Source organism: Solemya velesiana gill symbiont (assembly GCF_002020805.1).
GTDB lineage: Bacteria > Pseudomonadota > Gammaproteobacteria > Chromatiales > Chromatiaceae > Sedimenticola_A.
Genome location: NZ_MPRJ01000022.1, coordinates 24,288 through 34,563, shown reverse-complemented (window position 1 = coordinate 34,563; position 10,276 = coordinate 24,288). Strand labels below are relative to the sequence as shown.

Annotated in this window: 9 protein-coding genes; 3 read left to right on the top strand and 6 right to left on the bottom strand. The window is 48.8% G+C overall.

Annotation, left to right across the window (positions count from 1 at the left end; translation table 11 throughout):
* The first annotated feature begins 300 nt into the window (after nt 1–300).
* Genes BOW53_RS04890 through BOW53_RS04880 form a run of 3 tightly spaced genes read left to right on the top strand, consistent with a single transcriptional unit; the run spans nt 301 to nt 3,816 of the window.
* Nucleotides 301–1,071, top strand: a complete 771-nt coding sequence (locus tag BOW53_RS04890) for a class I SAM-dependent methyltransferase (RefSeq protein ID WP_172838772.1) — start codon at nt 301–303, stop codon at nt 1,069–1,071.
* A 16-nt stretch (nt 1,072–1,087) separates the two neighbouring features.
* The gene (locus BOW53_RS04885; protein WP_172838771.1) at nt 1,088–2,857 is read left to right on the top strand and encodes a glycosyltransferase family 2 protein; all 1,770 of its coding nucleotides are present in this window, start codon (nt 1,088–1,090) and stop codon (nt 2,855–2,857) included.
* Nucleotides 2,854–3,816, top strand: coding sequence for a glycosyltransferase family 2 protein (locus BOW53_RS04880; protein ID WP_078486390.1), 963 nt, complete (start codon nt 2,854–2,856; stop codon nt 3,814–3,816). Before BOW53_RS04885 ends, BOW53_RS04880 begins: the two co-directional genes overlap by 4 nt.
* Nucleotides 3,817–3,828: 12 nt before the next feature.
* On the opposite strand, the gene BOW53_RS04875 is transcribed toward BOW53_RS04880, so the two are convergent.
* The 6 genes from BOW53_RS04875 to BOW53_RS13485 all read right to left on the bottom strand — a co-directional run bounded on the left by BOW53_RS04875 (nt 3,829) and on the right by BOW53_RS13485 (nt 10,224).
* A complete protein-coding gene (locus tag BOW53_RS04875; protein ID WP_078486389.1) occupies nt 3,829–4,848 on the bottom strand; it encodes a glycosyltransferase family 2 protein in 1,020 nt (339 codons plus the stop codon).
* Entirely contained in the window at nt 4,841–5,785 is a 945-nt protein-coding gene (locus tag BOW53_RS04870) for an NAD-dependent epimerase/dehydratase family protein (protein WP_078486388.1), read from the bottom strand. Before BOW53_RS04870 ends, BOW53_RS04875 begins: the two co-directional genes overlap by 8 nt.
* Nucleotides 5,785–6,897, bottom strand: coding sequence for a glycosyltransferase family 4 protein (locus BOW53_RS04865; protein ID WP_078486387.1), 1,113 nt, complete (start codon nt 6,895–6,897; stop codon nt 5,785–5,787). The genes BOW53_RS04870 and BOW53_RS04865 overlap by 1 nt, the downstream gene beginning before the upstream one ends.
* Before the next feature lie 72 nt (nt 6,898–6,969).
* Nucleotides 6,970–8,319 (bottom strand): sigma-54-dependent transcriptional regulator, encoded by a 1,350-nt coding sequence (locus tag BOW53_RS04860; RefSeq protein WP_078486386.1) that lies wholly within the window; start codon nt 8,317–8,319, stop codon nt 6,970–6,972.
* A complete protein-coding gene (locus BOW53_RS04855) occupies nt 8,312–9,967 on the bottom strand; it encodes a sensor histidine kinase (RefSeq protein WP_216641087.1) in 1,656 nt (551 codons plus the stop codon). Before BOW53_RS04855 ends, BOW53_RS04860 begins: the two co-directional genes overlap by 8 nt.
* 20 nt (nt 9,968–9,987) lie before the next feature.
* Complete coding sequence (locus tag BOW53_RS13485) at nt 9,988–10,224, bottom strand: PP0621 family protein (protein ID WP_078486385.1); 237 nt, start codon at nt 10,222–10,224, stop codon at nt 9,988–9,990.
* Between the last annotated feature and the right edge of the window lie 52 nt (nt 10,225–10,276).

Sequence of the window (10,276 nt, the reverse complement as noted above, 5' to 3'; positions counted from 1 at the left end):
CTCCTCAAACTTTGGTCGGTGAGAGAAGCTACCTATGCTACCGCAGCTTACCCTCTAACCAACTCTGTCGAGTTGCACTTGGAAATTGAATTCGCGCAAGTTATGTAAGACAGACTTAGACAATATGCGAAAAGAGAAGCGATTTTATATAGGGCGGTGGTTTATTCATATTGCGTTATCGAATTAATGTAATTTGAGATATAACTGATCAATCCACACTTCGTTGGTATGTATGAATATTGGTAGTTCATTACATAAAAAACATGGTCGTTCTTGCGAAGCGTTCTGATCCACTGTGGATTGGCATCAGTACTTTTACGACTAGGGCTGCTTGGACTTGAGCAGACGCGTCGTAGGTTATCTTTGCGTTATCTGCCGATCAGATCCCGTGGTCTTGAAATTGGTGCGCTGCACTGCCCATTGCCACTGCCAGAAGGATCCCGGGCACTTTATATTGACATCAATATGCCAGAGACTCTGAAGGAATTACGAGTTGATGCCGGGGTGGTTATTGTTACCCCTGATATTCTAACTGATGGCTTCAGCTTGTCTTGTATAGCACCACAAAGTCAGGATTTTGTGATTGCCAATCACGTTCTCGAACACACTGCTGATGCATTGGGTACATTGAAAAACTGGCTGCTTGCTTTAAAGCCCGGTGGTGTCATTTTTGTCTCCGTACCTATTGCAGAGCGATGCTTTGATCGCGGTAGGGAAATTACGCCTAGCACGCATTTTCTGGAAGACTATCAACTTGGCCTGGCTGGTGATGTAATGGCCATGCGAAAGCGAAACCGAGTGCATATTGAAGAGTATCTGAATGTCTCTGCGCCTGCCTTGTCAGTGATGCAGGGTGTGCCTTGGGAGCCTCCAGAGGGGGAGGAGCGTGAAGAACTCATCGAACGGCTACTTGGTTCAGGGTCCGGCCATATACATCATCATGTCTTTTCACGGGACTCTTTCTCGGATCTGCTTGGTCTTCTGGATGATGTGTACAGTGGATCTGTCAGGATTGAACATGTAGCAAGATCCAGGATTGAGACTGTCGGCATCATACGGAAACTTTCCTGATATGAGGATTCTTGGCTTGATTGATTTTGTACGTCAACGACCACTGGTCTTATTGGCAAAGAAGATGTTTCGGGTTTGGCGACGCAGCGGATTATCGGGAGTGCGCTGGCGTAAACGACTGCTACATCATCAGACAATCGGATATGCACAGTGGTTGATGGCAGAGCGTCAGCAGCTGTCGATGGAGCGAGAATCTCTTGCTACAGAAATTGATGGTTTACAGAATCCACCCCTTATCACGATTGTAATGCCCGTTTGTGATCCAGACAGACCCTGGCTGGAGAAGGCCATAGAATCAGTCCGACAACAAACCTATTCTCATTGGCAACTCTGTATCGCCGATGATGCCTCCACCCAGCCATATGTTCGACAACTGATCGAATCTGCTGCAGCTAGCGATGAGCGTATTGATGTGGTTTTTCGTGAGTCCCGAGGGCACATCTGTGCAGCGACCAGGTCAGCGTTGTCACTTTCCAATGGAGAATTCATTACCTTTCTCGATCATGATGACGAGATCTCTCCCTATGCACTTGCCAGGATTGCTGTTGGAATTGATCGGGATCACGAGGTTGATCTTCTCTATAGTGACGAGGATATCATTGGCTCTGATGGGAAGCGTTATGATCCCTATTTCAAGCCGGACTGGAACCCGGAACTGCTGCGTTCGCAAAACTACTTATGCCATCTGAGCATCTACCGGGCTAATCTGCTGCGTGAACTGGACGCATTTCGCCCTGAAGTACAAGGTAGCCAGGACTGGGATCTTGCACTGCGTGCTTCCGAGAATGCACGGTGTATTCGGCACATTCCCCATGTTCTATACCATTGGCGGTCTATCTCAGGGTCTACTGCGCACGCCGACAATGTAAAGGTATATGCCCTGGATGCAGGACGTCGCGCAGTACAAGAACACCTTGTACGCCGTGGAGAGAAAGCAGAGGCAACACTGCTCGAATTTGGCCATCTTCGGATCCGTCGCAGCCTGCCTGGTGAGATGCCGGGTGTCTCTATCGTCATTGCATCAGACTCTGAGAGTGACATTTTCAGGCACATGAAGGTACTGCAGAAATTTAATGGCTATTCGCTGGAACTGGTAGTAGCGACCACTGAACACTTTGATGAGATGGACTTTCCGGATGGATGTATAGTTTTTCCAGTTGATTCTGAAGAAGCACAATCCAGTAGACTAAACAGGGCGGCCGCAGCAGCGAGTGGGGATATACTCTGTTTCATGGATGAGCGGTGTGAGGCAATAGACGCAGTTCAGCTTGAATCATTGGTGTTTGAAGCCATTCGGACTGAAGTAGGGGCGGTTGGTGCACGTTTGCTTTCACCTGGTGGGTGCATCCAGCATGCAGGCTACTTCCTCGATTTCGAAATGATTGTTCTCCATCCCTATCGCGGGGCGCCAGCCAATTTTGCAGGATTGAGGAATCGCGCCCTCCTACAGCAAAATGTCTCTGCTGTATCAGCTTCGTGTTTGGCGGTGAAAAAAGATCTGTTTGAGCAGATTGGGGGGTTTAATGCCGCAAGCGGTGTTTTCCATGATGTGGATTTCTGCCTGCGCTTATTGGAAGCTGGTTTGTACAATATATGGACACCATATGTTTCGCTGACCATGCGCGATTCGCTTAATGACGATACAGTTGAAAGCTGTCAGGATGAAGCTGATGCAATGCAATATATGAAGACCCGCTGGCGTGATCAGCTTGTTCGTGATCCTGCGGGAAATCCGAATATAATGATTGATCACGGCTTGCCTGTTCCCGTGGTGAAAAGAACATGAAACCATGTTTCTCCATTGCGCTTACTGTCTGTGATGGTGCCCAATACCTGCCGGAACTGCTGGATAGTTTCGTGGAACAGCAGTTACAGCCATGCGAACTCGTTGTTTCTGACGACGCCTCCCGGGATGACAGCCTCGAAATTATTGAAAGATTTGCTTTGGATTCACCTTTTCCAGTCCGTGTGTTGCGTAATCGATCACGTCTGGGTGTAATCGATAATTTCAGTCGCTCCATCAGTGCATGTACTGGTGATTACATAGCATTGGCTGATCAGGATGATGTCTGGCGGTCGGATAAACTGGCATGTCTTGCTGAGGAACTGGATAAGTCAAATGTTTTGGCGGTTTTCTCTGATGCCGAAGTCGTTGACGCCACACTAAAACCGTTTGGATACACTATGTGGCAGAGAGTTCGCTTTACACCTGAAGAACAGGACTCTTTTGCCAATGGGACGGGCTTATCTGTCCTTCTGAAGCATCGTGTAGTCACTGGTGCCACTCTGGCTTTTAAAGCTGACCTGAAGGAAGTGGCACTGCCAATTCCCAATGGGTGGGATCATGACGCATGGCTTGCCTTGATTGCAGCTTCCCAGGGACAAATTTTAGCTATAAACAAGCCACTGATCGCCTATCGCCAGCATGAGGAAAATGTCGTCGGAGGCCTCCGTAGATCATTATGGTCCCAGGTGAATGAGGCTTTGAAAATCGATCGCGGTGAGTGGTATCGGAAGGAGATAGAGCTTTGGAGTGCGCTTGATAAGCACATGGAAACCTTGCGGATTTCAGAAAGTGTAACCACGCTTCTGTCGGAAAAGATTGATCATCTTGAATCGAGAGCCAATTTCCCTGTTGTGCGCTGGCGCCGTGTACCGGGTGTAGTGCGTGAACTAGCTGCAGGCCGCTATAGACTTTATGCGCGTAATTGGGGCAGTGTGGTTTTCGATTTGCTGGCCAGGTAAGCCAAACAAAAGTTATTTGACTTCTGGTAGTCCGTGTTTGATCGCCATCGTAATTTTCCACGGTAGCCAATGAAACGGCTTAAGCCAATTGACCAAGGTTATCGCACGTTTCTGCTGTACCTCTTTGCGTGTTGACCATAAGCGATCGCGCTCCTGCCATAAACTTCCAAGGAGAGGCGCATAGATCTCGCGCCATAGGTTCTTATTCCACTTTACCAAGGAAAGCACTAGCCCCTCGACATGCAGTAACAGTAAATGCGGGATGAAAATCAGGAGTGCCAGTTGCCATGGGTAAGATATCAGCATCACATACGTCTTGTTTCGTTCAGACAAGGCTCTTCGCTTCATTGCAGTGGACAAGCGTCCCTTGTTGATTTTGCCTCCGCCAAAACTTGCACCCACTTTGTGTTTGTAACCTGATTGATTGCATACCCTGACCAAGTGCCCTGCCAGTCGGGCGCGGCAACATAAGTACAAATCTTCGCCTATGGAGCCGAACCATTCAGGAAAGCCTCCTAGCTCATCCCACAATGCCTTGGGGATCCATAAGCATGCTCCCATCACCATGGCGACATCATCACGATCAGGGTTCTTGTTAGGTGTGGGGTTGAGAAAAGGATCCAGCAGACTGCCTCTGTCGATTAATTCGCCTGTTTCAAACTCATATTGCGGGAGGCTGAGAATAGTTGGCCTCAGAGTGTTTTGGGCGGTGTGGTACAGCGTGGTCAGGGCGTCTGGATATAAGGCAGCATCGTTATTAAGTAGTAGAATGAATTCTCCTCGTGCCATGGCTGCCATTCGGTTGTTGGCTACACAGAATCCTACATTGTGGTCGCTTTCAAGAAGTTGGATGTGGGGGAAGTTGTCTTTGATGTATGCTGCAGATTCGTCGGTTGAGGCGTCATCATGTACTATGATTTCTATGGCTTGCTCATCAATATCTTGATTTATGGTGGAGTAAAGGCAGTCATTGATTACATCCATCCCATTGAAATTAGCCACGCATACTGAAATTAAGGGCTTTCTATACATTTTCTGCCTTCCGTAAAAACCACTCCAAGGTTTTGGAAACTCCTGTCACCAAGTCAGTAACCGGTTGCCAGCATAATTCATCTGAAATAAGGCTGATGTCGAGTACAACGTGCTTTACATCGGCTATGCGGGCGACTATGTAGGTTTTCTTGCAAGTTTTTTCTGTAATATCTTCTGCGATCTTGCAAACCTGGTTAATCGTATATCCGTGGCTTGATCCGACATTGTAAACGTTATACAGGCTTGATGGTTTTGGGTGTTGTGACAGTGCTTTGTCGCAGGCATCTGCTAAATCATCTATGTAAAGATAATCTCGGGTTATTTCCCCATCCCCCCAGATTTGGATTTCCTTTTCATGGTAAATGCAGTCCAGTATCTTGGGTATCAATCCAAAGTGAGGTGTAACGGGCTGGCCTGGTCCGTAAACATTTGATGGTCTCAATATGGTGACCTGGGAACTGGTCTGGTTGCTATAAGCAGACAGAATGGATTCTGCTATTGCCTTCCCTGAGGCATGATATGACAGCGGTTTTAATAATGCTTCCTCGGAAATGGGTTGCTTGTCATGATCGCCGTAGATTGACCCGCCCGAAGAGAGGAATAGTAGATGGATTTTGGGGTAATTCTGTAAACATCGGATGAAGCTTAATAATGGATTGATGTTTGCTTCAAATTCATATAGTGGGCTGTTGTTAGGGATGCCGGGCGTAGTATTGGATGCCAGGTAAAGCACTTCATCGCATTGAGGTAATAAGTCATTGACGATTTTTTCATCGTCCAGTGATCCGGGGAAAAAAGAGATGCCATCCTCAATCCTTTGTTGGCCTAGGCTGCGTGCGAGAATGTAAATGGACTTGTTTCGTTTTTTAAGTCTGCGTACCAGTGCTTGACCTATAAATCCGTTTCCGCCAATCAGCAGTGTGCACATTTTGTTCATTAATCAAAATCTGGCTGAAGAGTTTGGTATAAGAGATGGTACTTCTTCGCGCAATCATCCCAAGTGCCAATTTCATTACGCATCCAGCTTTGAGCTTCGTTGCCCATGCGTAGATTTATTTCGTTGTCTGAAAGGGCTTTATATGCTGACAGAAAATCGTCTTTATCCTTCACGATCCAACCTGTTTTGCCCTGAACAATGACGTTCTTGTGTGCTGGAATATCTGATGTAATTACAGGCAGTCCGGACGCCATAGCTTCTAGTATTACCTGGGGTCTTCCCTCGTCATGCTGGCTCAATGTTATGAGACCTGCTGCTTGTGTGTACCAGTCAGTTCTCAACTCATCAGGATAAGTAGGCCCATGGTAATGTATCCATGAGGGAATTTTGACGGCTTCTTGCATGGGGCCAAATAAGTGTAATTGATCTCCTGTTTCACTTATGACTCTTCCCCATTCAAATAGCTGTCCAATCTTTTCCGGTGTGATGCGTAAAATCACCAGCCACTTTTTTGATAAGTCGGGTTTAATTTCTCGTTTTACTTGAAACCAATGTTCACTAACACCAAAAGGTATGGGATTTATCTGCGTGCCTGGAGAGAGGGTGGATTGAAGCGGATCCAGCATCCATTCGGCATTAGGTGTAATCACATGTCTTATCTTTTTGAGCATCCTGGTCATGAGAGAACGTATCAGCGGCTTGTTTAGTAGAGCCAGGTCAGTTCCCAAGACCGTTATAAGCGCTGGTTTTTTTGATCCATATAAAGGAATGGCATTTTGAAGCCAATTGACATGGACTACATCAATTTCGCGTTCCCGACGATAGAGGCATCTTAGATAGTACAATAACCGCGCTGCCGTTAGATAGGATTTTACGGGATGAACCCGTAACGCATTAGCTATACCGCCTGAAGCCAGTAGATTATCAAGCCATGCAGCTTCATTTCCGCGTGTGACATTAATGACGCTGTCTGGAAGAGGCCCTGTCGGTCCCCAATAATATAGAGATAAACCATTGATGCGGCTCAAAGCAGTTAACATGTCTAAGATAAAACGACCCTTCCAATCATCTTCTTTTGCAGGATAAGAGGTTGTAACAAAAAGCACTTTCATTGGATGATTTTTGATTTATTTTGGTTTGGAAGAGTATGTTACATTGCGACATTCTATCCGATTGATTTCATCTTATTTGGGATCAAGATCCAGTTTGCTGAGTCTGTATCTTAAAGCTCTGAAGCTGATCCCAAGTTTCTTTGCTGCAGCGGTTCTGTTCCAGTGAGTCTCTTCCAGCGCCTTTATAATGAGCGCGCGCTCAACCTCTTCTATATGCTCCTCCAGTGACAGGTTTGGTGGTAATGCTGTATCCTGTTGGGGGTTGTTTGGGATCTGCAAATCCATACTCTCGATGATGTTCGAGTCACACAGCGTCAGTGCGCATTCAAGCATGTTTTCCAGTTCTCGCACATTGCCCGGGAAGTGGTAGTTGAGCAACTGCTGCATGGCCTTCTCTTCTATCTCCGGTTTTTCTATGTCGATCTGTTCCGAGAGGCGCGTCAGTATACTGTCACACAAAATGGCAATGTCCTCCCAGCGGTCCCGCAAGGGGGGGATATTCAACTCAATGACATTGATGCGGTAGAAGAGGTCCTGGCGAAACTCCCCCTTTTTCACCAGTTCGGAGAGATTACTGTGGGTGGCGCTAATGATACGTGCATCAACGAAAACTTCGCGCTGAGCACCCACAGGTCGTACGCCTTTTTCCTGGATAGCTCGCAAAAGCTTGACCTGCATATGCAGGGGGAGGTCCGCAACTTCATCCAGAAACAGGGTGCCGCCGTCAGCGGCTTGAAAGAGGCCGAGCTTGTCATTGACCGCGCCGGTGAAACTGCCTTTCTTATGGCCGAAAAACTCGCTCTCCATCAATTCGTGGGGAATGGCCCCGCAGTTAACCGGAACGAAGGGCTTCTCTGCCCGAGGGCCCTGGTCGTGGATCAGTCGTGCAGCCAATTCCTTGCCTGTACCTGACTCGCCACTGATATAGACAGGAGCCTGGCTGCGTGCCAGCTTCGCTATCATTTTTCGTATATGCTTGATAGCCGAAGATTTTCCCTGGAGGATATTCGAGCTCTCATCCTGTGATGGTGTTGGTTTTCCGGTTGTTTGGCCGATATCGAGTTTCAGCGCTGTTTCCACCAGCTTGCGGAGAACCTTCAGGTCAACGGGTTTGGACACGAAATCGAAGGCTCCCGATTTCAGTGCCTGAACCGCAGATTCCATATTGCCATGAGCGGTGATTACAGCTACGGGAAGATCGGGGAAGTGATCGTTGATATGCTCGACCAGGTCTATTCCGTTACCATCAGGGAGGCGCATGTCAGTGAGGCAGAGATCGAATCGGTATTTTTCCAGGATCTCTTTGGATGCTGCCACATCTCCAGTAGCGCGGGTATCGATGCCCATTCGCCCGAGCGTGATCTCGAGCAGCTCCCTGATATCGGGTTCATCGTCAATGATCAGTGCCAGTGGGTTATTCATGATGCTCAGAAAAGTCAGACTTGAAACTCGGGAAGCTTATCCGGAAACAGGCGCCTCCGGTGGGGGAGGCAAGGTATTCCAGGCGCAGACGGTTCGATTCACACAACTCTTTTGCAATATACAGTCCCAAGCCTGTTCCCGAGTTTACCGTGGTGAAGAAAGGTTCGAATATCTGGCGCAGTGCATCACTGTCAATGCCCGCACCGTTGTCGGTGATGTCCAGGAAGGGGCCTCCCGATTCGCGGGTCATGCCTCCGGCAATGTTAAGACGCAACATGTTCCTGCCCTGGTTGAAATGTGTGACGGCATTTTCGCACAGATTGCTCACGACTTGTCGAAGCTGTGAAGGATCGGCCCTTATCACGGTCTGAGGCGGGTCGATATGCAGTTGAACATTTTCTTCAGCAAGTTGTTGTGCGATTAGAAACTCCGAGATGAACTTCTCCATCCAGGGCTCCAGTACGATCTCCTCGGGCCTGGTTCGACTGCGTCTGGACAATTGAAGCACATTCTCAATAATGTCATTTACGCGGGTGCAATGTGTTTCGACGATGCCGAGAAGTCTGCGATCGGTCTCCGCCATGTCGGGGGACTCAACCAGCAACTGGGCGGCGTGACTGATAGCCCCAAGAGGATTTCGAATTTCGTGGGCAATACTTGCAGTGAGGCGGCCCAGGGAGGCGAGTTTGATCTGCTGGGCCTGTTGGGTGATGGAGGCGGCGTCTTCAAGAAAAATTACCGCGCCGAATTTATCATCTGTTCCGAGCCTGGAGAATCCCGGCTTCAGCTCGCGGCCGCTGGGAACGGACCTGAAATTATTCGGCTGAAAATCCCCCGGGTTCCCCCACCAGGCTGCAATCTGGCTTGATAGTACCTGGGAGGCTCGCTCCAGGGGACTCCCCCGGTGGGCATCCGGCATACCCAGCAGGTGCCATGCAGATTCGTTCATCAGGCGAATCTTCAGATCATCGTCCACCACCAGGATGCCTGTCAGCATATTTCGGATGATGTATTCGTTGAGTTGCTCCAGGTTGGCCAGGTCTACATCTCTCTGGCTGACCAGGCGTTCGCTCTCCTTGAGCCGCTGGGAAAGTACGTGAGCCAGGAGTGCGATGGCGAAAAAGGACGCGCCTAGCAGCCCTGTTTGGGTATATGCGGTCGAGGGCAGGTCGGTGTAGAACTGGGAGTAAACCTGTTGGGCCAGGATTGCGAGGCTTGCGATGGCGGCCGCCAGCAAGGCGGTGATCCCCTGCATGACCAGGCTGCCGACAGCGATGGATACGGCCAGCAGCATGCCGAGCCCGGATGCTACGCCGCCGCTGGCGTGCATCATGACCGTAATCAACACGATGTCTGTGAAGACCATCATGAGTGCCTGGTTTTGTGTGGCCAGCCCGGGGAGCAGGTAGAGCAACAGGCCGCTGGCGATTACAAATCCCAGGTAGATGACGGCAGTGCTGCCGAATAGAATAGGGTCCAAAAATCCTAGGATGGAGGGACCTGTCTGGATGAAGAACATGACTGCCAGGAGGCTGGCAATAAGCAGGCGGTAGGCAGTGAAAAACTGCAACACATTGAAAGGGGAGTGACGAACTCTCTGGCCCCGTGAAGTGTAGGTAAAGCTATTGATGCTGTCGCGGCTGCTCATTTGATACAGATTATCAGAATCTACTGCTGATCCTTGTCCTGGTGCTCGATTGCGTGGGCTTCACAGCAGTAGCTCCTGCCGTCCCGGGTCACGACTTCGGGTTCTGGGATGTGAATTCCGCAATGCTCGCAGCGAACCATTTCCACTGAATTAGAATCCTGTTTGCCTTTTTTTGCGGGCCTGTTTTTGAGGTACCGGCGGGCAAATAGGTATACAATCCAGACCCCCAGAATAATGAGTATAAATCTTAAACTCATAATTAATTCTTATCTAAGCAGTAAATTATTTTGATAATTTCTCGATTTTGGA

Coding starts and splice junctions, on each gene's coding strand:
- BOW53_RS04870 (WP_078486388.1), bottom strand. CDS start 5,785: ATGAACAAAATGTGCACACTGCTGATTGGCGGAAACGGATTTATAGGT.
- BOW53_RS13485 (WP_078486385.1), bottom strand. CDS start 10,224: ATGAGTTTAAGATTTATACTCATTATTCTGGGGGTCTGGATTGTATAC.
- BOW53_RS04880 (WP_078486390.1), top strand. CDS start 2,854: ATGAAACCATGTTTCTCCATTGCGCTTACTGTCTGTGATGGTGCCCAA.
- BOW53_RS04860 (WP_078486386.1), bottom strand. CDS start 8,319: ATGAATAACCCACTGGCACTGATCATTGACGATGAACCCGATATCAGG.
- BOW53_RS04865 (WP_078486387.1), bottom strand. CDS start 6,897: ATGAAAGTGCTTTTTGTTACAACCTCTTATCCTGCAAAAGAAGATGAT.
- BOW53_RS04875 (WP_078486389.1), bottom strand. CDS start 4,848: ATGTATAGAAAGCCCTTAATTTCAGTATGCGTGGCTAATTTCAATGGG.
- BOW53_RS04855 (WP_216641087.1), bottom strand. CDS start 9,967: ATGAGCAGCCGCGACAGCATCAATAGCTTTACCTACACTTCACGGGGC.